Raw genomic sequence first — 21,462 nt, forward strand, 5'->3', positions numbered from 1 at the left:
ACGATCTTTGGACTCCGGATCACCGGTCAGCGGCGGCGGGCCCAGATCACAGCGCCCCGCTTGGTGACGGTCATCGGGGTCTCCAGCCGCTGAGCCTCGTGGATGGCGGCGTCGGGGGAGAGGCCACGGCCGCGCAGGAACGTGGCCGCGGCGGCGGCGTCGGGCAGAGCGCGGCCACGGCGTCGAACGAATCGCCGGCGTGGGAGAACAGCTCGGTGGCGCGCTGGTTGGTGCGGAAGCGCTCCGGATCGGTGTCGTAGTCGGGCTGCATTTCATCGATGATTACCCCCCCAACCATTCTGATCAACCTGGACGTTTGAAGAGACGTGGACGACGAGCAGTACCCCGGGTTCCGCGACTTCGTGTCCGCGCGTGGGCCGGCGCTGTCGCGGGCCGCGTATCTGCTGACCGGGGATCACCACGCCGCGGAGGATCTGGTGCAGGCGGCGCTGGCCCGGGTTCTGCGGCACTGGCGCAAGCTCAGTGACGGGGATCCGGAGAGCTATGTGCGCCGCACCATGTACCACCTTCAGATGTCGTGGTGGCGCCGCCGCCGGGTGGCGGAGAGCCTGGCCGCGGTGCCGCCCGAACCGGGTGGCGACGACCCGCACCGGACGACGGCCCTGCGGATGAGCCTCGAACGGGCGCTCGGCGAGCTCAGTCCCCGGCAGCGGGCGGTGATCGTGCTGCGTTACTACGAGGACATGACCGAGGCCCAGGCGGCCGACATGCTCGGCTGCTCGGTCGGCGCGGTGAAGCGCCACGCCCACGACGCGCTGGCGCGGCTGCGGACCCGGGCCCCGCACCTGATCGACGAGGAGGTGGGGCGCCGTGACCTTGCGATTGGGTGAGGAACTGCGGGACGCGGCCGAGCTTGTTCCGGCGTACGACCTGGTGGACGGCGCCTACGGCCGGGCCCGCCGTCACCGGGCGCGCCGCCGGGCCGCGGCCGTCGCCGCTGTGATGGTGCTGGTCGCGCTGGTGGTGGTCGCCCCGATGGGGTGGCACCGTTTCGAAGCGGAACCGGCCACGCCGTCCCCCACGCCGCCGTCGCTGCCCGAACGGGTCAGCAAGCCCCGGCCGGGCATCAAGACCGTCGAGCAGGCACCGCCCGGCCGGGCATCGGTCGTCTTCGGCTCCGGGGACAGCCAGGACCTGACCGTGGTCGGCGAGGGCCAGGATGTCTACCGCCGGGTTCCCGGAAGCGATTCCCCGTACGCCGGGGAGCAGTCGATCCTGTCACCCGACGGGTCCCGGCTGGCCGTCCCCGACGGGGTGGTCGACCTGATGACCGGGGTGTTCACCGAATACCCGCCGATCGCCGAGAAACCCGATGTGGTGGTGCCGCAGGCGTGGTCGCGGGACGGGCGCTGGCTGGCCGCCATCTCCCACATGGCGAAGCCCGGCGAGGACGGCCGGCGTGTCCCGGGCCGGGCCACGCTGTTTCTCTACGACCAGATCAGGGACATTTCGCGGGCCGTCGAGGTGCTGGACCCGACGGACCTGCTCGACGGGTACGCGGTCGCCTTCGCGGAGAACGGCTGGATGGCCTACCAGTCCGGGCGGACGATCAGCGTCGTGCGCCCCGAGCCGACGAGGAACGTGGTGATCAGCCACTTCGACGCGCCCGAGGGGGCGCGGCTGGCCGGGCGAGGGGCCTGGCACCCGGACAGCGGCCGCCTCAACCTGCTGCGGCAGGAGCGCTGCTGCGACGGGGACGCCTATCCCTCGAGGTGGCAGCTGGTCGCCGTCCACCCGCACACCGGGGCCGGGACCCCGACCCGCTATCGCGAGCTGCCCGGCCTGGTGGCGGTGCGTCAGATCGGCTGGTCGCCGTCGAACGAGCCGGTCCTCGTGACGCTCTCGCCGGTCGCCGGGGCGGAGGTGGCCGGGTTCGTCACGGGCACCCGCACCCTCGTGCCGGATCACGGTCACACCGATCAGAGGCGGGTCGAGTCGGCCCGGCTCGTGATCCTCGCCCGCGACGGCCGCGAACGGACCGTGCTGTCGGCGCCGTCGCGCGAGATGACCTCGATCGACGTCGCCGACCGGGTGATCGCTGCCGGATCGTCCCCGGCGGTGGCTCCGGCCCGGCCGGCCGATCGCGGGCGGTGGTGGGTCGCCGGGGCGGCGCTGGTCGCGCTGGCCGGGGCCGGGCTGGTCGCGCGGCGCCGGCGACCGCCCGGGTGACCACCGGGAACATCCCGGTCGCGCGCTACGGCCGGGCCGGCCGCGCCGGTCGCGGTTCCGGCGGCTCGCCTCAGTGCTTCTGGGGCGTCGACGATGCGTACGTCCGCGGTTCCGGGGTTTTGATCTTCGGGGTGCGCAGGGCGAAAGCGGCGATCAGCAGGGCGGTCAGCACGAAGCCGGAGGCCACCTGGAACGCGAGCGTGTAACCGGCGTGCAGCGCCTCGGTTGTGGGCCCGGGGAACGAAGCGGTGCGCCCGGCGGCCAGCGCGGCCAGCACCGAGAGACCGAGGGCGCCGCCGGCCTGCTGCGCGGTGTTGCTGAAACCGGAGACCAGGCCGGTGTCGGCGGGGGCGGCGCCGGCCATGGCCAGCATGATGATCGACGGGACGGTGACGCCGACGCCCAGGCCCATGACGATCAGCGGGGGCAGCATGTCGGTCGCGTAGGACGGGCTGACCGGCATGCGGCCGAGCAGCAGCAGCCCCGCGACCAGCAGGGTCAGGCCGGCCATGAGCACCGGGCGCGGGCCGAGACGGCCGGTCAGCCGCGGCGCTACGAAGAGTGACACCAGGCCGATCACGATGGGTGTGGGCAGGAACGCCAGGCCGGTGCCGAGCGCGTCGTAGCCCATCACACGCTGGACGAACAGGGCGTTCAGGAACTGGAAGCCCATGCCGGTGGCGAAGACCAGCACGACGGCCGCGTTCGCCTTCAGCAGCCACGGGCGGGCCAGGATCGTCAGCGGGATCAGCGGGCGGGCGGCGGTGTGCTGCCGCAGCAGGAAACCGAGGATCAGCAGGACGGCGAGTGCGCCGGTCACGGCCGCGGCCGGTCCGGCTTGCGGTTCCCCCGTACGCACAATGGAGTAGACCCCGAGCGAGAGTCCCCCCGTGATCAGGAGGGCGCCCGGCACGTCGAGGCCCCGGCCCAGCCCGGTGCCGGTCTCGCGGGGCAGCAGGCGCCGCCCGGCCAGCCCCACGGCGACACCGATGGGCACGTTGATCAGGAAGATCACCGGCCAGCCGAGCGCGTCGGTGAGCACGCCGCCCAGCACGAATCCGGCCGCCGCCCCGCCGGCCTGGGTGAAGCTGTAGATGCCCATGGCCCGGGCCTGCGCCGCGGGCTCGGGGAACAGCCGCACGATCATGCCGATCACCACGGCCGCCGCCAGTGCACCACCCGCGCCCTGCACGAACCGGCCGGCGATCAGCATTCCGGCCGTGCCGGCCAGGCCGCACAGCACGCTGGCCACCGTGAACAGGCCCAGCCCGGCCAGGAAGACCCGCCACGCGCCGGCCAGGTCGCCGAGGCGCCCGGCGAGCAGCAGCAGACCGGCGAACGCGACCAGGTAGCCGTTCACCACCCAGGACACCCCGGCGTCGGTGAAGCCGAGATCGCGCTGAATGTCGGGAACGGCGACGGCCACGATCGTGCTGTCCAGAACGATCATCAGGGACATCGCGCAGAGCACCGCGAGCGCGGCGCCACGACGGTTCACGGAAGGGGTCATGGCCCGACCGTAACAGATAATCCGTAAACAGACGATCCCGTACGGGATGACGACCGCTCCCCTTTCGAACCCGCGCCGAACCCTGAGCTCGTCCCGCCCGTAAGTAACCTGCGACGGCATCGTCGGGCGGAAGAGCGGAGCTTCATGAGCGAGAACTGGCAGCGGGCCTACCACCCCGGCGCGGGTCGCTGGGGTGTCATCGCGTGGGAGGCGGCCGGGCTCACCTACCTGCACTGGACCACCGTCCGGCTCTTCGACCTCGGAAGCGCCGCCGGTTGGGTGCTCGCTGTGACGTTCGCGCTGGCCTGGGCGGCCGGCTCGTGGCAGGTCGGGAAGATGGGGCTCTACGTCAGCGACACCGGGCTGCGCCTCCGCGGAGTCGTTCGCACGCGCACGGTGGAATGGGTCGCGATCGAGGCGGTCACCGTCGAGGAGGTCGTGGAGCGGGTCGGCCCGTGGCGCGTTCCGGCCGGTCGCACGATCATGCTGACCCTGCACGACGGCCGCCGCCTCAACACCGCGATGTGGGAGCGCGGCCTCGACTTCCACGGCCGCGCAGACGTGTTCCGCGCGGTCTACCAGGAGCTGCGCGACCGGATCAGGACGCCCGTCGGGGTCGGGTGAAGGGGTCAGCGGCCGCGGGCTCGGCGTACGGGCTGGGGGCCGGTGTCGCGGGTGGTGTCGGCCAGCCGGCCCAGGGCCTCGACGAAAGCGGCCCGGGCATCGTCCGGCAGGCTGCTCAGCGCGTCGGCGTGCACGCGGTCGACGATGCGCTGGCCCTCCTCGGCGGCGCGGCGACCCTTCTCGGTCACGGCGATGATGCGGGCGCGGCGGTCGGTGGCGCTCGGGCGGCGTTCGGCCAGGCCCAGGCGCTCCATCTCGTCGACGGTGCTGACCATGGTGGTCTTGTCCATGTCGGCCAGGGCGGCCAGCTGGATCTGGGTGCGTTCCCGCTCGAGCGCGTGCACCAGAACGCACTGCATGCGAGCGGAGAGGCCGACCTCGGTCAGGGCCGCCGACAGGCGGTTGGACAGGGCGTGCCCGGCCATGTTGAGCAGGCCGGTGACGTCGCGTTCGGTGCGCTCGGGGGCGGACATCTGTGCAGCGTAGCTCGGATTATCCGCTAGCGGATGATTCGGGGCCGGGACGGTCGGCGGACCTGCCCCCGTGTCGGCCCGCCGCCCGGCCCGGCGGCTCCGATGTGGACAACCGTACGATCGGCGACCGCGCGCTCACAACCGATTAACGATCACTCTCGGCCAGGGCGCGACGGATCGCGACGGCCAGTTGGACGCCTCCGGCCACGGCCAGGAACAGCCAGGCCATCGTCACCACGCTGATGAACCAACCGATCGCGGCGCTGGCGAGCAGGCCGAAGATGGCGACCAGCACCCGGGTCGGGCGTTCGGCCACCGTGACTACGCCGATCTCGGACATGCCGGCTGCGGTGGCCCGGGCCCGGGCGTACTCGTGGAGCCACGACGCCGCGCCCGCGGTGACGACCAGCCAGCCGGGGGCGCCGGCCAGCCAGAACGCGGTGAGCCAGGCCGCCTCGCCCAGGCGGTCGGCGAGCGAGTCGTAGACGTACCCGAGACGGGTGGCCCGGCCGGTGATCACGGCGACCGCGCCGTCCAGGCCGTCGGCGAGCGCGGCCACCAGCACCAGCACCGCCGCGAGCAGCAGGCCCCAGCGGCCCAGCGTTCCGGCCGCCACCGGCACCGACAGGCAGACGAGCAGACCCGCGGTCGTCACCGCCATCGGGCCGATCCCGCGCCGTCCGAGCCAGGAGCCGATTCCGTACGCAATCCGCACCCAGCCCCGGACCAGCACGGACGCCCGCCGCGGATCGAAGCCGCCGTGCAGCCCGGACCACGCCGTGGCGTAGTCGTCCCAGAGCACGGCGCTAGGCGGCCGCGGAGAGCGGCGCCAGCAGTTGCCAGACCTCGCGCGTCGCCGTCGACCGGTTCAGGGTGATGAAGTGGATGCCGGGCACGCCCTCGTCGAGCAGGCGGGCACACATCTCGGCGCACAGCTCGACCCCGAGCTCACGGACCGCGGCCTCGTCGCCGGCGACGCGCTCGAAGCGGGCCAGCAGCGCGGGCGGGAACGGCGCCCCGGACAGCTGGGCCGACCGCTCGATGGTCGCCATGCGGGTCACCGGCATGACGCCGGGCAGGATCGGGGTGTCGCAGCCGGTCGCCGCGACCCGGTCACGCAGGCGCAGGTAGTCGTCGGCGTCGAAGAACATCTGGGTGATCGCGAAATCGGCTCCGGCCCGGCATTTCCGCACGAAATGAGCGGTGTCCGTCTCGACGTCGGCCGAGCGCGGGTGTTTGTAGGGGAACGCGGCCACCCCGACGCTGAAGTCGCCCGCCTCCTTGACCAGGCGCACGAGGTCTTCCGCATAGAGCACACCCTCGGGGTGCCGGACCCAGTCACCCATCGGGTCACCGGGCGGGTCGCCGCGCACCGCGAGGACGTTGCGGATGCCCGCCCCGGCCAGCCGGCCGATCACGTTGCGCAGCTCGGCCACCGAGTGGTTGACCGCGGTGAGATGGGCCATCGGCAGCAGCGTGGTCTCGGTGGCGACCCGTTCGGTGACCGCGACCGTGGTGTCGCGCGTGGTGCCGCCCGCGCCGTAGGTGATCGAGACGAAGCTGGGCCGCAGCGACTCGAGCTCGCGGATCGCGCGCCACAGAAGCTGCTCGCCCGCCGGCGTCTTGGGCGGGAAGAACTCGAACGAGAACGTGGGCGCCGGCCCGCGCACGAGTTCGCCGATCGCCGGCGTCGCGGGGAGACGTGAGGGGAGTCCGAGAGCCACACGGCAACTCTACCGAGGGCGTCCGCTAGTTTCGTCCCGTGACCTCGCCCCTGGAAGCCGCCGACCTGCGCGCCCGCGTCGACAAGGCGCTCGCTGCCTTCCTCGGTGAGCAGCGTTCCCGCCTGACCGGCATCGATCCGGCCCTGGCCGCCGTCGCCGAGGCGCTGGAGGACTTCGTGCTCAAGGGCGGCAAGCGGCTGCGGCCCGCGTTCGCCTACTGGGGTTTCCGGGGTGCGGGCGGCCCCGACTCCGACCAGATCGTGGCCGCGGTCGCCTCGCTCGAACTGGTGCAGGCCAGCGCGCTGATCCACGACGACCTGATGGACCGCTCGGACACCCGGCGCGGCGAGCCGTCGGTGCACCGGCGGTTCGAGGCCCGGCACACCGCCTCGGGCTGGCGCGGCGGGGCGGCCGCGTTCGGCGACAGCGCGGCCGTGCTGCTCGGCGATCTGGCGCTGGTCTGGTCGGACGAGCTGCTGCACACCTCGGGGGCCGGCCCAGCCGAGCTGACCCGGGCCCGCCCGGTTTTCGACGAGATGCGCACCGAGGTCACCGTCGGGCAGTACCTCGACGTGCTCACCCAGGCCACGGCCGACACGTCACTCGAGCGGGCGGGCAAGGTCGCACGCTACAAGTCGGCCAAATACACGGTCGAGCGCCCGCTGCTGCTGGGCGCGGCTCTCGCCGGGGCGGGGCAGGAGCTGCGGGCCGCGTACGCCGGTTTCGGCCTCCCGCTGGGGGAAGCGTTCCAGCTGCGGGACGACGTGCTCGGCGTCTTCGGCGACCCCGGGCGCACCGGCAAGCCGGCCGGCGACGACCTGCGCGAGGGCAAGCGGACCTATCTGATCGCGTCGGCCTTCGCCGGGCTCGACCCCGACGGCCGTACGGAACTCGACACCGGCCTGGGCGACCAGGGGCTGGACGACAAGCGGGTGGAGCGCCTGCGGGCCCTGATCCGCGACAGCGGCGCCCTGGCCGCCACCGAACGCCGGATCGACGAGCTGATGGCGGCCTCGCTGGCCGCGCTGGAGGGCGCGCCGGTCGACGCGGAGGCCCGGGACGTGCTGCACCGCCTGGCCGACGCCGCCACCCGCCGTACGGTCTAGAACCCGAGCGCCTGAGCGCGCCTCTTCACCTCGCGGGCGCGATGCCCGCCGAGGCCCTTCGCCGCGTTCCCGTCCAGGGTCTCGTCCGGCTCGTACAGCCACTTGAGGGCTTCTTCGTCGTTATACCCGGAGTCACGCAGCAAGGTCAGGACGCCGGGGAGGTGCTTCAGCACTGTGCTGTTGGCCACCAGCTCCGCCGGGACCACGCGGACACCGTCACGGCGCACGGCGAGCAGATGCCCGTCGCGGATCATCTGGTGCACCTTGCTGATCGACACATCGAGCTTCGCGGACACGTCCGGCAGGTTGATCCACTCGGCCGGTCCGGCAGTTACGGAATCGCTCACTCCTACAGCGTACGAGAGCGGAGAACTGACCCGATGAGCCTGCTGCGCAGGACCCGTACGGAGGTGGCCGGAGCGTGGCGTTCGCTGCGCTACGACATGGGCCGGGCACCGGCCGAACCACCCGCCGGCGGTCCGGACGTGACCTCGACCGGGATGGGCACCTTCGGCTTGGACATCCCGGTCGGCGACGTCACCCGGGCGCCCGCGGCCCGGCGGCCCCGGCGGGCCCTGGCGGTGACCGCGTTCGGCACCCTCACCGTGGTGGGGGCGGCCGGGGCGTACCTGGGCGTGGTGAACGGGCTGGGGTCGCTCGTGTCGGAGAGCACCGCGGCCGCCGGGACCACCCCGCCGCGGGTCGCCGTGACCAGCGCCGTCGGGCTGGGGCCGTCCTCGCCGGCCGGGCGCGCACCCGGCCCGGCCGGCCCGGCCGCTCCGGCGGCGCCGGTCACCGATGCCGCCGCGCCGCCGGCGCCCGTGCCGACCGCGCCGCGGACCCTGGACGACCCGCCCCCGCCGGCCCCGATCCGGACTGCGGACAAACCGTCAAGTCCGGAAAGTCACGGAAAGCCGCCTGTTCCCACCCCGACGGCGCCCACATCGTCGCCGTCGCCGACCCCCTCGCCGACACCGTCTCCGTCGGATTCGTCGCAATCGTCCAGCCCGGACCCCACCGCGAGCGAGACCGCGGACCCCTCGCAATCCGTTTCGCCGAGCCGTTCCTGGGATGGCCGACGCCACAAGCGACGGCATTAAATCCGCTTTTGCCGGGGCAGATCAGGCGGCGTGGCGCGTTCGGTCGTACCCGTTTGGACTCAGCTGTGACATCCTGGACTGCCCCCAAGCGAAAGCCACATACACTTCACGCCGATGGACACCACAGTCGCCGACACGTTGATCGGCACGACGATTGACGGCCGCTACCGGATCACCGGTCGCGTGGCCCGTGGTGGCATGGCAACCGTCTACACGGCCAACGACGAGCGGCTCGAACGCACCGTCGCCCTGAAGATCATTCACCCGTCGCAAGCGACCAACGCCCACTTCGTGGACAGGTTCACCGACGAGGCCAAGACGATCGCCCGGCTCACCCATCCCAACGTCGTGGCCGTTTACGACCAGGGCCGCCATCAGGGCCTGCCCTATCTGGTCATGGAATACGTGCAGGGCAACACCCTGCGCGACCTGCTCACCCAGCGCCGCCGGCTCAACCCGGTGGAGGCGCTGGCGATCCTCGAGCAGATGCTGGCCGCGATCGCCGCCGCCCACCGCGCCGGGCTCGTGCACCGCGACGTCAAGCCCGAAAACGTGCTGGTGGCCGAGGCGCCCAGCGGCGGCGTGGCCAACCTGGTCGACGCGGTCGTCAAGGTGGCCGACTTCGGTCTGGCCCGGGCCGTCGAGGCGAGCAGCGCCGAGGATTCCGGCCAGCTGATGGCGACCGTGGCCTACGTGGCGCCCGAGCTGGTCACCGAGGGACACGCCGACGCCCGCACAGATGTCTACTCGGCCGGCATCGTGCTCTTCGAGATGCTCACCGGCCGGGTGCCGTTCGACGGCGACGACCCGGTCGCGGTGGCCTGGGAACACGTCGACAACGACGTCCCGGCCCCGTCCAGCATCGTCAAGGGCCTGCCCTCGGTGCTCGACGACCTGACCGCCCGCGCGACCCGCCGCGACCCGGGGGCCCGCCCCACCGACGCGGGCGCGCTGCTGGCCGAGGTGCAGACCGTCCGCGACGACCTCGGGGCGGCCAACGTCGAGACCGCGCTGCTGCGCCAGGTGCCGCCCACGCGGGGCGCCGTCACCGATGCGACGACCGTGGTGCCCGCCGTCGGCGCCGCCGACCGTCCGAACTGGGCCCGCCTGCCCAACCAGGCCCCGCGCGGCCAGGAATACACGGCCGGCCGCATCCCGCGGTCCCGGTCGCGCTCGGGCGGCGGTCCCGACCGCCGCCGCATCCTGCTCAGCGCCGCCGTGGCCGTGATGGTGCTGGTCGTCGTCGGCAGCACGTGGTGGGTGACGCTGGGCCGTTACACCGACTCGCCGCCCATGGTGAACATGACCAAGGCGCAGGCCGAGCTCTATGCCCAGCAGCACGGCTTCGAGCTGTTCTTCGGCGACGGGGCCTACAGCGAAAGCGTCGCCAAGGACACGGTCGTCTCGCAGGACCCGCCGGCCAACGAGCGGATCGTCAAGGGCGGCGTCCTCACGGTCAACCTGTCGCTCGGGCCCGAGCGGTTCGCCGTGCCCGACCTGGCCGGCCTCGAGCTGGCGGCCGCGCGCGGCGAGCTCGAACAGCTCAACCTGAAGCTCAAGGAGGGCGCGGGGCAATACAGCGACACCGTGCCCGAGGGTGCGGTCATCGCCTCCGACCCCAAGACGGGCACGGCCCTCAAACGCGGGTCGACCGTCACGGTTGTGCTCAGCCAGGGGCGCGCCCCGATCCGGGTGCCCGACCTCTCCGGCAAGAACATCAACGACGCCCGCAACGAGCTGGCCCAGCTCGGCCTGACCGCGGTCGAGCGTTACAAAGACAGCGACCAGCCGAAAGACACGGTGATCGGGCAGACCCCGAAGGCCAACACCGGCGCGACCAAGGACGACGAGGTCACACTCGACGTCAGCAAGGGCCCGCCGTTCGTCGTGGTGCCCGACGTGAACAACCAGCCGTGCCAGCAGGCGAAGGCGACGCTGGAGGGGCTCGGTCTGCGCGTGCGGGTCGACTTCAATGGCAACGCTTTCGTACGGGGTCAGCAGCCCGCCCCGAACACGCAGGTGCCGCCCCAGTCCGAGGTAGCCATCCAGTGCTTCTAGATCGTCGTATCGGCTCGCACACCAAGACGTCGGGCGGGCTGGCCAAGGCGGCCCTGCCCTACGTCGACGCCGCCGGGTCCGAGACGCTGCAGGTCTACGTCTCGAACTCGCGCGGCTGGGCCCTGCCGCCCGGTGACCCGAAGCAGGACGTGCTGTTCCGCGACGGCATCGGCGAGCGCGGGATGCCGGCCTACATCCACGCCGCTCTGCTGGTGAACCTGGGCTCCCCGACCGAGCTGACGGTCGAGAAGTCGGTGGCCGTGCTGGCCCACGCGCTCGAGCGGGGCCAGGCCATCGGCGCCACGGCCGTGGTCTACCACGCCGGTAGCTCGGTCGACGAGGCCCACGACGACAAGGCGTTCCACCAGCTGCGCGAGGCCCTGCTGCCGCTGCTCGACCGGCCCGGCCTGCCGCAGCTGCTGGTCGAACCCAGCGCCGGGGGCGGCCGCAGCCTGGCCTCCAAGGTGCAGGACCTGGAGCGTTACCTCGACGCGGTCGACAACCACCCCGGCCTCGGTGTCTGCTTCGACACCTGCCACGCGTGGGCGGCCGGGCACGACCTGGCGACGCCCGGCGGCATGACCGAGACGCTGGACGCGCTGGTCGCGACCGTGGGGCGCGACCGCCTCAAGCTGATCCACGCGAACGACTCGAAGGATGCCTGCGGCTCCACCCGCGACCGCCACGAGACGATCGGGGCGGGCCAGATCGGCACGGCGGCGTTCGCCGAGCTGATGACCCACCCGGCAACGGCCGGCGTGCCGATCATCGTCGAGACGCCGTCGGTCGAGCACGAGGGCCACGCGGCCGACATCGCGCTGCTCAAGTCCCTGCGATAGCCGCTTCCAACAAAGCCCGGGCGGTCGCCCGCACGGTTGCGGCGGCCTCTTCCGGGGTCTGGCCGGCGATGTCTCGCAGCCAGATCAGCGACTCGATCCCGATCGCCGACCGCACGGCGACCGCCAGGGCGCGTCGGTCGACACCGGGGTGGCTGTCGCGCAGGGGCGCGAGGGCGTCCTCGATCCAGCCGATCGCGCGACCCCGGCGCAGCAGCGGCCGTTCCTGTCCCGGATCCTCCAGCGACAGCCGCAGTGCCGACCGCAGCTGAGGCTCCCACCGCAGGTTGTACTCGGTGAAGGCGGCCATGAACGCGTCGAGCCGGGCCCGTGGCTCGTCCGGCGCGTCCGGGCCGAGCAGGGTGTCGGGCTGCATCTGGGGCTGGGCGGCCAGCAGCAGCGAACGCTGGTTGGCGAAATAGCGGTACGCCGTCGTTCGTGAGATCTGAGCGCGGGCTGCCGCGTCTTCGACGCGCGGGGTCGAGCCCTCCGACAGCAGCTCGCGCGCGGCCTCGACCAGCGCCTTCCGCGTACGGGATTTCTGCTCGGTGCGTCCGCTCGCCTCATATGGTATCGGCATCGCCATAATGGTACCGTCGTCCCATGGTATTGGAGTCCCACGAAGGCGGATAGCCGGAGGTGACCACCATGAGCAGCGACGATCCCGTCGTCACCGACCCCGGTCTGTATCGGGTGATCTTCGAGAACGACCGCGTACGCGTCCTGGAATACCGCGACAAGCCCGGCGACCGCACCCATCGGCATCGCCACCCCGACACGGTCATGTACACCCTGACCGCCTTCCGGCGCCGGATCAGCGCCGGCGCGCAGTCGGTCGACGTGGAGCTTCCGGCCGGTGCCGTGCGGTGGGTGGGAGCCCAGGAGCACAGCGGCGAGAACACGGGCGACACCCCGTCGCACGGCATCTTCATCGAACTCAAGGACTCGGCTCCGGCTCCGGTTGGTGGCTCGCTGGGGCCGTCGCCGTTGTCAACAGATCATTGACACTTGGTCTAAGCTGAGGTCGTGGCTGACCTCAGTGACCTCCGGGCGGTTCCGGCCGCTCGGGCGCGGCTCGACGCGCAAGAACTCGACCTGATCGACCGGGCCCGGCGCGAGGGCGCCACCTGGGGGGAGATCGCCGACGCGCTCGGGCTGCGCAGCCGCCAGGCCGCCGAGCAGCGCCGGCTGCGCCTGGTCGCGGCCGTCGGTGCGGGTGAGCAGGGCCCCGACGCGTACGGGGAAAGCCTGGCCCGCCTGCGGAAAGCCGCGCTCGAACTGCATCGCCGGGTCGGAGCCGACCGACGCTGGGACCGGCGCTTCACCCGGGCCGTGCTGGTGCGCGAGACCCTGTCGGCCGTCCCGCACGCGGCCGGGGGAGCCCTGTTCGCGCTGGCCCAGGCGGTGATCGCCGACCTCGCGGAGGTGGTCTTGCCGGCACCGACCGCGGCCGCCGTCGAGCGGCTTCGGGTCGCGCTGGCCGAGGCGTCACCAAAAGATTGACAGATTGCCGCTCAACTCTGCAGGATGTGAGTCCTCGCGACTCAACCCTGGGGAGGCGCCATGCGGCGCAACGCGGTCCTCTTTGTGCTGATCTCGCTGCTGTCCGGCTTCGGCAGCATGATCATGACCCTGGCCGCCGGCCTCTGGGTGCTCGACCTGACCGGTTCGGTGAGCCTCGCGGCCCTGACCGCCGTCTGCATCTATGCGCCGACCCTGGCCGCGCCGTGGCTGGGCGCCCTGGTCGACCAGCTGCCCCGCCGCCCCCTGGTGATCGCCGTCGACCTGGGCCTGGCCGTGGTCATCCTGAGCCTGCTGGCCGTCCGCTCGGCCGCCGCGACCTGGCTGATCTTCGTGGTCCTGCTGGCCCGGGGCGCGAGCTACGTGCTGATCGAGGCCGGGGAGAGCGCCATCCTGCCGTCCGCCCTGCCGCCGTCGATGCTGGGCGACGTCAACGGTTGGCGGTCGAGCGCCCAGGAGGGCATGAAGCTGATCGCGCCGCTGGCCGGGGCGGCCCTCTACGCCTGGCGCGGACCCGACGCGGTGGTCCTCCTGAGTGCGGCCATGCCCCTGCTGACCGCCGTCTGCTACGCCCTGGTCCGCGTGGAACGGAGCGGCGACTGCGGCCCCGCGGAAGGCGGCGGGCGGAAGGCGGGCCGGCGGGGTCTCCGGGAAGGTCTGCGTGCCCTCTTCAGTGTCCCGGCCGTCCGTAATCCAGTGCTGCTGGCCGCCGTCGCCATCGGGATGTCGGGCTTCAAGGACGCCTCGGTGTTGTCGCACCTCGTGCATGATCTGGGCCGGCCCGCCACGCACCTGGGCTACCTGGGTTCGGCCCAGGGCGCGGGTTCGATCGCCGGCGGACTGATCGTGGGCCGCGTCCTGGCCCGCCGGTCACCGCTCCGGGTGGCGGCGATCGGCGCCGTCGTGTTCGCCGCCGGTTGCGTCGCCCAGGCGCTGCCCTGGTGGCCGGCCATGGTCACCGGCAGCGTGCTGATCGGCCTCGGCCTGCCCTGGACGCTGATCGCCGCCATCACCGCCGTGCAGACCCGGACCCCGGACCACCTGCTGGGCCGGGTCTCGGCCACCGCCAGCACGGTCATGTTCGGCCCGGTCGCGATCGGCATCCCGCTGGGCGCGGCCGTGATCCATCTGGGCGCCACGATCCCCCTGGTCATCGCGGCCGTCGCGTCGGTGACGGCCACAGTGGTGGCTCTCCGGGCCTCGCGAGCACACACCGGCGACCGGGTCAGAGCCGCCTGACCGGCAGGTCGTCGAGCTCGCTGTATCCGTACTCGTACTCGTATTCATATGCGGGCGTCCGCCGGGGTTCGGGCTCCGTGACCACCACGGTGCGCGCGCCGCCGGTGGGGCCGGTCGGCCGCGGCTTCGGCCGGGGCGGGCGCACCGTCATGCCGGGATCGTCCGGGTCCGGCCCGCCGAACCGCTCGTTCAGCCGGCCGAGCCAGGTCGGGCGGGACTGTTTGCGCGGCGGAACCTCGATCGCCGTCGCCCACCGGACGGCCGGGCGGAGAGCCGGCGGCGCCAGCCTCTCGGGGAAGTCCTTGAGAACGCGGACGAGGCGGCGGATCGGCCCGGCCTGACGACGGGCCTCGGCCTGGTTCCGGTTGAGCTGCTGGATCACCGGGTGCACGGTGATGAGCTGCTTGTCGCCGTCCCCGTCGAGATGGAGCAGGCCGAAGTCGGCGAGGCGCCCGAGGGCGCGGTCGACCGGGAAGGTCTTCGCGACCAGGCCCGATCCCGTCAGCTTGCCGGGATCGAGGAGGACGCGGGGGATCGCCACGGTGGTGACGTTGCAGAGCACCCCGAGGAACATCCGGGAGCCGGGAAGCTCCGCCTCGATCACGTCGAGCGAGCGGTCCCACGCCTCCCGCAGCTTTCGCGACTCCTCGGGCATGACCATGGCCAGGAGCGCATCCCACGGCCGGCGGCGGCGCAGCCCTCGCCGGTAGGCGCGGAAGGTCATCGGCGTGCCGGTGCGCCCGGCGGTCGCCCTCAGGTAGTCACCGGCGAGCGTCAGCGACAGGGTGTGCCCGCCCAGCCGCTCGCTCAACAGTTCCGCCTCCCGGGCGTCCCCGGCCTCGGGCACCACGTCGAGGAGCAGCCGCCCGCCGGCCGCCGGGCTCAGGCAGCTGATCTCTCTGGTCTCGGCGGACGGGATCCTTCGCGCGCCCCCGTCGGCGGTCGTGACCAGGACGGTGGAGTTGCCCGGTGGCCGCCGGATCCAGCGGGTCAGCTGCTTGTCCCCGAGGACCCTCAGGTCGTCCACGTTGTCGACGACGAGCAGCCACGGCCGGCCATAGCCGTTCAAGGCGTCCCACAACTCGTTCGCCCGGTCGCTGTACCCGCCCTCGCCCCGGCTGCCCACCAGCGACAGGCGCAGGTCGTTCAGGCAGCCGTGGAAGGTCTCGGGCTGCTCGCCGTCGACCCGCCACACCTTGATGCCGTGCTGCTCGGCCTGCGTCGTGATCGCGTAGGCGACCGCGCTGGTGCCGACCCCGTCGATACCGTGCAGCACGAGCACCGGACCGGGGGCCGGCGGTGCTGCCGCGGCCCGGGCGACGAGGTCGTCCCGGATGTCCTTGAGAAGAGCGCCACGGTCGTAGAGCAGGCCCAGATAGCGCCGCGGCTCGATGCTGTAGCTGGCGGTGGGCGGTGGGGTGGCGGGAACCCGGTCGGCCAGGAGGGGCGCGGCGACCGACAGGGCGAGCAGGAGGACGAGGGCGACCGTGAGCCACCAGTTCCAGCCGCTCGTGATCAGGTTGATGACGATGGCGAGGGCAGTCGCGATGCACACGTTGACAGTTATCGACAGCAGCCGCCGTGGCATCCGCTCATTGTGGGGCCGGGCGGGGCTGTCCCGGAAGGAGCTGCCGGGCGTGCGTTCAGCGGAGGGCGTCCACGTAACGGGTGACATCGTCCATGTCGGACGTGACGCAGCCGATGTAGTTGTCCGGGCGTACGAGGAAAAGGGTGGGCTCCTGGACGTCGTAGGTCTCGGCCGCGAGCGGGTCAGTGATGCGGTGGACGTGCTGCGTGGGGGAGGAAACCGGCAGGTCGCCCGTCCAGTGGAAGGCCAGCAACGTGAACTGGGGGCCCCGCAGCAGGTCGAGGATCGGGCCCGGGGCGCGGTCTCCGGCCCGTACGGCTCCGGGGGCCGCGCGGTGTTCGGCCGACAGCGGGCCGCCACGGTAGTTCAGGGACAGCTGCTTCAGGGCGGGATCGTCGCGGCGCATCGCGTCCTCCTCGGCGTCGGCCGCGCGGCGGTGCAGGCGGGTGCTGATGCCCAGCACGCCGGCCGCGACCGGCAGGCGCTCGGCCTCATAGGTGTCGAGCAGGCGGTCGCCGCCGTACGCGAGCTTCCAGCCCAGGTTGTAGGCGTCCTGCACGCCGGTGTTGAGACCCTGGCCGCCGGCCGGTGAGTGCACGTGGGCGGCGTCCCCGGCCAGGAAGACGTTGCCCGCGCGGTACCGCGACACCATGCGCATGTTGGCCCGGTAGTGCGACGTCCAGCCCACGTGCGTGACCCGCAGGCCGGCCGACGCCACCAGGTCCTCGATGGACTCGCCGGTCGGCGGCGCGGTCAGCTGGAACTCGTCGGTGCCGGGCATCGGGCACAGGCCCAGGCGGAACGAGCGGCCGTCGTCGCCGGGCCAGATGTGCCAGGCGTCGCGGGACAGGCCGGGGATCCGGACGTCGGCGATGGTCAGCTGCTCCTCGGCCGTCGCGCCCTCGAAGGAAACAGAGAGCGATTTCCGTACGGTGCTACGCCCGCCGTCACACCCGACGACGTGACGCGGCGTCACCGTCTCGCCGGTCGACAGCGTCACGGCACCGTCGGTGATGGCCGTGACGCCGACGCCGTACTCGACCGGAACGCCCGCGGCCAGCAGCTCGACGGTGCGCCACTGGGGAAGCATCAGCATGTTCGGGTAGGGCGCGGCCGCCGTGGGCTCGTGCTGCTCGTCCATGCGCTGCGCGAGCGTGCCGCCGCCGGGCCGGTGGATCAGCAGCTCGGGGTAGGGGGCGCCGGCGTCGCGGAACGCGGGGAGCAGGCCCAGGTCGTCGAGGACCTCCTGCGTACGGGGCTGGATGCCTTTGCCCCTCGAACCCGTCTGCGGCGCCGGGGCCTGCTCGATGATCCGGAACGGGGCGCCGTGCCGCTGGAGCACGCGGGCCAGGGTGAGGCCGGTGGGACCGGCGCCGACGATCAAGGTGAATTTAGATTCAGTGAACATGAATTCACCGTACGGAAGGCTGATAACCTGCGTCAAGTGGCAGGGGTGCGGAAGCAGCAGGCGGCACAGACCGGGGCGGAGCTCAAAGCGGCCGCCGTACGGGTTTTTGCGCGCACCGGCTATCTCAACGCCAAGATCACGGACATCACGGCGGAGGCGGGACGGGCCACGGGCTCGTTCTACAAACACTTCGCGAGCAAGGAACAACTGCTCGAGGCGCTGCTGGAAGACCTGCTGGCCGAGGGCGACGAGTCAGCCGCGGCGGCCGGGCACAGCGACGACTTCCGCGATCGGGAAGCGGTGCGTTACCACGTCGCCGCCTACTGGAGCTTCTATCGCCGGCATCGCACGGTGGTCGACGCGTTGCGCCAGGCCGCCATCGTCGACGAGGGATTCGCCGAGCGGTCCCGGCAGATGATGGAGCCCGACGTGGGGCACATCGCGCAACACATCGCCAAGGCCGGCCCGACCGGGGATCCGTACGTGCTGGCCTCGATCTTCACCACGCTGGTGTCGGCGTGTGCCGAGCGGTGGGCGACGGACGACGATGCCGTCGAGACGCTCACGACGTTCATCCACAACGGAATCGGGGTCGGCCGTCGATGACGACCGGCCCCGGAACCAACCGTCAGACCTGCTTGCGGATCGCCTTGCGGTAATCGCTGTTCAGGCGGCCGATCAGGGTGAGCGGAATGCCCTTGGGGCAGACCTGCGAACACTCGCCCATGTTGGTGCAGCCGCCGAAGCCGGCGTCGTCCTGCGCCTGCAGCATGTCGATCACACGGGTGTCGCGCTCGGGCTGGCCCTGCGGCATCAGACCGAGGTGCGCGACCTTGGCCGCGGTGAACAGCATGGCCGACCCGTTCGGGCAGGCCGCCACGCAGGCGCCGCAACCGATGCAGGTGGCCGCCTCGAACGCCAGGTCGGCGTCCTTCTTGGGCACCGGCGTGGCGTGCGCCTCGGGGGCGGCGCCGGTCGGGGCGGTGATGTAGCCACCGGCCTGGATGATCGTGTCGAACGCGGTCCGGTCGACCACCAGATCCTTGATCACCGGGAAGGCGGCCGCCCGCCACGGCTCCACGTCGATCGTGTCGCCCTGCTTGAAGTGCCGCATGTGCAGCTGGCAGGTGGTGGTGGCCTTCTCGGGGCCGTGCGCCGTGCCGTCGATGACCATGCTGCACGCGCCGCAGATGCCCTCGCGGCAGTCGTGGTCGAAGGCGATCGGGTCGTCGCCGTCGAGGATCAGCTTCTCGTTCAGCACATCGAGCATCTCGAGGAAGCTCGCGTCGGGGGAGATGTCCTTGACGTCGTACGTCACCATCCGGCCCTTGTCCGTGGGGCCGGACTGGCGCCAGACGCGTACCTGGATGTCCATTACTTGTAGCTCCGGGTGCTCGGGTGGACGTACTCGAATTCGAGCTGTTCCTTGTGCAGGGTCGGCTTGGCGCTCTCGCCGGTGGCGTACTCCCAGGCCGCGACGTAGCTGAACTCGTCGTCGTGGCGCAGCGCCTCACCGTCGGGGGTCTGCGACTCGGCGCGGAAGTGGCCGCCGCACGACTCGCGGCGGTGCAGGGCGTCGATGCACATCAGCTCGCCCAGCTCGAAGAAGTCGGCGACACGGCCGGCCTTCTCCAGGTTCTGGTTCAGCTGCTCGCCGGTGCCGGGCACCTTGACGCGCTGCCAGAACTCCTCCTTGAGCGCGCGGATGAGCCCGATCGCCTTGGTCAGGCCCTCCTCGGTGCGCTCCATGCCGCAGTACTCCCACATGATGTGGCCGAGCTCGCGGTGGAAGCTGTCGACCGTACGGTCGCCGTCGATCTCCAGGAGCCGCTTGATGCGGTTCTCGACCTCGGCGCGCGCCGCTACGACCTCTTCGTGATCTTCGGAGATCTTCTCGTACGGGCCGTTGGCCAGGTAGTTGCCCAGCGTGGTCGGCAGCACGAAGTAGCCGTCGCCCAGACCCTGCATCAGCGCCGAGGCGCCGAGGCGGTTGGCGCCGTGGTCGGAGAAGTTGGCCTCACCGACCACGAACAGGCCGGGGATGGTCGACTGCAGGTCGTAGTCGACCCAGAGGCCACCCATCGTGTAGTGCACCGCGGGATAGATACGCATCGGGACCTCGTACGGGTCCTCGCCGGTGATCCGCTGGTACATCTCGAACAGGTTGCCGTACTTGGCCTCGACCGCCTTCTTGCCGAGCCGCTTGATCGCGTCGGCGAAGTCGAGGTAGACGCCCAGCCCACCCGGGCCCACACCGCGGCCCTCGTCGCAGACGTTCTTGGCCGCCCGCGAGGCGATGTCGCGGGGGACCAGGTTGCCGAACGACGGGTAGATCCGCTCGAGGTAGTAGTCGCGGTCCTCCTCGGCGATCTGCGCGGCCGGCTTCTGGCAGTCCTCGGCCCGCTTCGGCACCCACACCCGGCCGTCGTTGCGCAGCGACTCGCTCATCAGCGTGAGCTTGCTCTGGTGCGTGCCCGACTCGGGGATGCAGGTCGGGTGGATCTGCGTGTAGCAGGGGTTCGCGAACAGCGCGCCCTTGCGGTGGGCCCGCCACGACGCCGTGACGTTGCAGCCCTTGGCGTTGGTGGAGAGGAAGAAGACGTTGCCGTAGCCGCCCGAGGCGAGCACGACCGCGTCGGCCATCTCGGTGGTGATCTCGCCGGTGACCATGTCGCGCACCACGATGCCGCGGGCCTTGCCCTCGACGATGATCAGCTCGAGCATCTCGTGCCGGGCGTTCATCTCGATGTTGCCCAGGCCGATCTGCCGCTCCATCGCCTGGTAGGCGCCGAGCAGCAGCTGCTGACCGGTCTGGCCCCGGGCATAGAACGTGCGCGACACCTGGGTGCCGCCGAACGAGCGGTTGTCGAGCAGGCCGCCGTACTCGCGGGCGAACGGGACGCCCTGCGCGACGCACTGGTCGATGATGTTCACCGAGACCGTGGCCAGCCGGTAGACGTTCGACTCGCGGGCGCGGAAGTCGCCGCCCTTCACAGTGTCGTAGAACAGCCGGTAGATCGAGTCGCCGTCGTTGCGGTAGTTCTTGGCGGCGTTGATGCCACCCTGCGCGGCGATCGAGTGCGCGCGGCGCGGGCTGTCCTGATAGCAGTACGACTTGACGTGGTAACCGGCCTCGGCCAGCGTCGCCGCCGCCGAGCCGCCGGCCAGGCCGGTGCCCACCACGATCACGGTCAGCTTGCGGCGGTTGGCCGGGTTGACCAGCTTGGCCGAGAACTTGCGGCGCTCCCAGCGGGTCTCGATGTCGCCCTCGGGGGCGGCGGTGTCGACGATCGCCTCGCCGTCGTTCCAGAAGTCAGCCATGATCAGTCCACCAATCCGACAAGAACCGCGAACGGCACCGAGAGGTAGCCGACGACCAGCACCACGGACAGCACCAGGGCCGTCGCCCGGGCGTAGATCTCGCCCCGGGGGCTCTGCAGGCCCAGCGTGCGTACGGCGCTCCAGAGCCCGTGCCGCAGGTGGAAGCCGACGGCCACGATCGACAGCGTGTAGAACAGCGTCACGTACCAGCGGGACGGCGCGAAGTCCTCCGCCACGTTGCGGTACACCTCACCGGTGACGCCGTGCGGGTTCAGCGTGAGCGTGGTCAGGTCGAGGATGTGGTAGATCACGAAGAGCAGGACGATGACGCCACCCCACCGCATCGTGCGGGCCGCGTAGCTGCCCTGCACCTTGGGCCGGTGCGCGTATTTGACCGGTCGCGCCAACCGGGCCCGGCGGGCCAGGATCACCGCTGCCACGATGTGCCCGATCACCGCCACGGTCAGCACGCCGCGCTGGATGTAGAGGTACCACGCCTCCGGCAGCAGCGGGGTGCCGATGCTGCGCAGCCAGTGCGCGTAGTGGTCGAAGGTCTCCTCGCCGAAGAAGATCTTCAAGTTCCCGATCATGTGTACGTAAAGGAAGGCGACCAGCAGGAAGCCGGTCACCGCCATGAAAATCTTGAGAGCGACCGAGGAGCGCCGCTTCGCTGGTCTGCCCGGAGCGGGCGCAACCGCCGCCGACTTCCGGGTCGAAGTATCTACCGCCACACCCTGGACGGTAGAAAGCTGTATGCGATTCGT

23 protein-coding genes are annotated in these 21,462 nt (G+C 71.6%); 10 read left to right on the forward strand and 13 right to left on the reverse strand.

What is annotated here, in order from left to right; all coding sequences use genetic code 11:
• Positions 1-70 precede the first annotated feature (70 nt).
• The gene (locus JIG36_RS06470; RefSeq protein ID WP_203375129.1) at positions 71-271 is read right to left on the reverse strand and encodes a hypothetical protein; all 201 of its coding nucleotides are present in this window, start codon (positions 269-271) and stop codon (positions 71-73) included.
• Between the two features lie 55 nt (positions 272-326).
• Here JIG36_RS06470 and JIG36_RS06475 point away from each other — a divergent pair, with 55 nt between their 5' ends.
• On the forward strand, positions 327-851 hold the full coding sequence (locus tag JIG36_RS06475) for a SigE family RNA polymerase sigma factor (RefSeq protein WP_203375130.1): 525 nt from the start codon (positions 327-329) through the stop codon (positions 849-851).
• Entirely contained in the window at positions 832-2,190 is a 1,359-nt protein-coding gene (locus tag JIG36_RS06480) for a hypothetical protein (protein WP_203375131.1), read from the forward strand. The genes JIG36_RS06475 and JIG36_RS06480 overlap by 20 nt, the downstream gene beginning before the upstream one ends.
• Before the next feature lie 70 nt (positions 2,191-2,260).
• On the opposite strand, the gene JIG36_RS06485 is transcribed toward JIG36_RS06480, so the two are convergent.
• Positions 2,261-3,700, reverse strand: coding sequence for an MFS transporter (locus JIG36_RS06485; protein ID WP_236046062.1), 1,440 nt, complete (start codon positions 3,698-3,700; stop codon positions 2,261-2,263).
• A 144-nt stretch (positions 3,701-3,844) separates the two neighbouring features.
• Between JIG36_RS06485 and JIG36_RS06490 the strand changes: the two genes are divergently transcribed.
• Positions 3,845-4,324: an SCO5741 family PH domain-containing membrane protein gene (locus JIG36_RS06490; RefSeq protein ID WP_203375132.1), complete on the forward strand. Its 480-nt coding sequence runs from the start codon at positions 3,845-3,847 to the stop codon at positions 4,322-4,324.
• A 5-nt stretch (positions 4,325-4,329) separates the two neighbouring features.
• Here the strand turns inward: JIG36_RS06490 and JIG36_RS06495 are convergent, their stop codons facing one another.
• The 3 genes from JIG36_RS06495 to metF form a co-directional block, all read right to left on the reverse strand.
• Positions 4,330-4,797 carry a MarR family winged helix-turn-helix transcriptional regulator gene (locus tag JIG36_RS06495; protein ID WP_203375133.1) on the reverse strand — a complete coding sequence of 156 codons (468 nt, stop codon included), beginning with the start codon at positions 4,795-4,797 and terminating at the stop codon, positions 4,330-4,332.
• A gap of 145 nt (positions 4,798-4,942) precedes the next feature.
• A complete protein-coding gene (locus JIG36_RS06500) occupies positions 4,943-5,599 on the reverse strand; it encodes a CDP-alcohol phosphatidyltransferase family protein (RefSeq protein ID WP_203375134.1) in 657 nt (218 codons plus the stop codon).
• Between the two features lie 4 nt (positions 5,600-5,603).
• Positions 5,604-6,521, reverse strand: coding sequence for a methylenetetrahydrofolate reductase [NAD(P)H] (gene metF / locus JIG36_RS06505; protein ID WP_203375135.1), 918 nt, complete (start codon positions 6,519-6,521; stop codon positions 5,604-5,606).
• A 50-nt stretch (positions 6,522-6,571) separates the two neighbouring features.
• On the opposite strand from metF, the gene JIG36_RS06510 reads away from it, so the two are divergent.
• Positions 6,572-7,627 carry a polyprenyl synthetase family protein gene (locus JIG36_RS06510; protein ID WP_203375770.1) on the forward strand — a complete coding sequence of 352 codons (1,056 nt, stop codon included), beginning with the start codon at positions 6,572-6,574 and terminating at the stop codon, positions 7,625-7,627.
• Here JIG36_RS06510 and JIG36_RS06515 read toward each other — a convergent pair.
• Both JIG36_RS06515 and JIG36_RS06520 read right to left on the reverse strand, forming a co-directional pair.
• A complete protein-coding gene (locus JIG36_RS06515; RefSeq protein ID WP_203375136.1) occupies positions 7,624-7,974 on the reverse strand; it encodes an Rv2175c family DNA-binding protein in 351 nt (116 codons plus the stop codon). The two genes, JIG36_RS06510 and JIG36_RS06515, sit on opposite strands and share 4 nt — an antisense overlap.
• Positions 7,975-8,063: 89 nt before the next feature.
• The gene (locus JIG36_RS06520; RefSeq protein WP_203375137.1) at positions 8,064-8,513 is read right to left on the reverse strand and encodes a hypothetical protein; all 450 of its coding nucleotides are present in this window, start codon (positions 8,511-8,513) and stop codon (positions 8,064-8,066) included.
• A gap of 328 nt (positions 8,514-8,841) precedes the next feature.
• Between JIG36_RS06520 and JIG36_RS06525 the strand changes: the two genes are divergently transcribed.
• Both JIG36_RS06525 and JIG36_RS06530 read left to right on the forward strand, forming a co-directional pair.
• The gene (locus tag JIG36_RS06525) at positions 8,842-10,785 is read left to right on the forward strand and encodes a PASTA domain-containing protein (protein WP_203375138.1); all 1,944 of its coding nucleotides are present in this window, start codon (positions 8,842-8,844) and stop codon (positions 10,783-10,785) included.
• Complete coding sequence (locus JIG36_RS06530; RefSeq protein ID WP_203375139.1) at positions 10,776-11,624, forward strand: deoxyribonuclease IV; 849 nt, start codon at positions 10,776-10,778, stop codon at positions 11,622-11,624. Before JIG36_RS06525 ends, JIG36_RS06530 begins: the two co-directional genes overlap by 10 nt.
• On the opposite strand, the gene JIG36_RS06535 is transcribed toward JIG36_RS06530, so the two are convergent.
• Entirely contained in the window at positions 11,608-12,201 is a 594-nt protein-coding gene (locus JIG36_RS06535) for a TetR/AcrR family transcriptional regulator (protein ID WP_203375140.1), read from the reverse strand. The genes JIG36_RS06530 and JIG36_RS06535 overlap by 17 nt on opposite strands.
• 68 nt (positions 12,202-12,269) lie before the next feature.
• Between JIG36_RS06535 and JIG36_RS06540 the strand changes: the two genes are divergently transcribed.
• The 3 genes from JIG36_RS06540 to JIG36_RS06550 are packed head-to-tail and all read left to right on the forward strand — an operon-like array spanning position 12,270 to position 14,381.
• Positions 12,270-12,626, forward strand: coding sequence for a cupin domain-containing protein (locus JIG36_RS06540; RefSeq protein ID WP_203375141.1), 357 nt, complete (start codon positions 12,270-12,272; stop codon positions 12,624-12,626).
• A gap of 21 nt (positions 12,627-12,647) precedes the next feature.
• Entirely contained in the window at positions 12,648-13,124 is a 477-nt protein-coding gene (locus tag JIG36_RS06545; protein ID WP_203375142.1) for a hypothetical protein, read from the forward strand.
• Between the two features lie 60 nt (positions 13,125-13,184).
• Positions 13,185-14,381, forward strand: coding sequence for an MFS transporter (locus JIG36_RS06550; protein WP_203375143.1), 1,197 nt, complete (start codon positions 13,185-13,187; stop codon positions 14,379-14,381).
• Here the strand turns inward: JIG36_RS06550 and JIG36_RS06555 are convergent.
• Positions 14,368-15,969 carry a tetratricopeptide repeat-containing protein gene (locus tag JIG36_RS06555; protein WP_203375144.1) on the reverse strand — a complete coding sequence of 534 codons (1,602 nt, stop codon included), beginning with the start codon at positions 15,967-15,969 and terminating at the stop codon, positions 14,368-14,370. The genes JIG36_RS06550 and JIG36_RS06555 overlap by 14 nt on opposite strands.
• Before the next feature lie 55 nt (positions 15,970-16,024).
• On the reverse strand, positions 16,025-17,377 hold the full coding sequence (locus JIG36_RS06560) for an FAD-dependent monooxygenase (protein WP_203375145.1): 1,353 nt from the start codon (positions 17,375-17,377) through the stop codon (positions 16,025-16,027).
• 36 nt (positions 17,378-17,413) lie between these two features.
• Here JIG36_RS06560 and JIG36_RS06565 point away from each other — a divergent pair, with 36 nt between their 5' ends.
• Entirely contained in the window at positions 17,414-17,983 is a 570-nt protein-coding gene (locus tag JIG36_RS06565; RefSeq protein WP_307872594.1) for a TetR/AcrR family transcriptional regulator, read from the forward strand.
• Between the two features lie 22 nt (positions 17,984-18,005).
• On the opposite strand, the gene JIG36_RS06570 is transcribed toward JIG36_RS06565, so the two are convergent.
• Genes JIG36_RS06570 through JIG36_RS06580 form a run of 3 tightly spaced genes read right to left on the reverse strand, consistent with a single transcriptional unit; the run spans position 18,006 to position 21,429 of the window.
• On the reverse strand, positions 18,006-18,752 hold the full coding sequence (locus JIG36_RS06570) for a succinate dehydrogenase/fumarate reductase iron-sulfur subunit (RefSeq protein ID WP_203375146.1): 747 nt from the start codon (positions 18,750-18,752) through the stop codon (positions 18,006-18,008).
• Entirely contained in the window at positions 18,752-20,698 is a 1,947-nt protein-coding gene (locus JIG36_RS06575; protein ID WP_203375147.1) for a fumarate reductase/succinate dehydrogenase flavoprotein subunit, read from the reverse strand. The genes JIG36_RS06570 and JIG36_RS06575 overlap by 1 nt, the downstream gene beginning before the upstream one ends.
• A gap of 2 nt (positions 20,699-20,700) precedes the next feature.
• Entirely contained in the window at positions 20,701-21,429 is a 729-nt protein-coding gene (locus JIG36_RS06580; RefSeq protein WP_438870701.1) for a succinate dehydrogenase cytochrome b subunit, read from the reverse strand.
• Positions 21,430-21,462 lie beyond the last annotated feature (33 nt).

It is taken from the genome of Paractinoplanes ovalisporus, assembly GCF_016834655.1.
Lineage (GTDB): Bacteria > Actinomycetota > Actinomycetes > Mycobacteriales > Micromonosporaceae > Actinoplanes > Actinoplanes ovalisporus.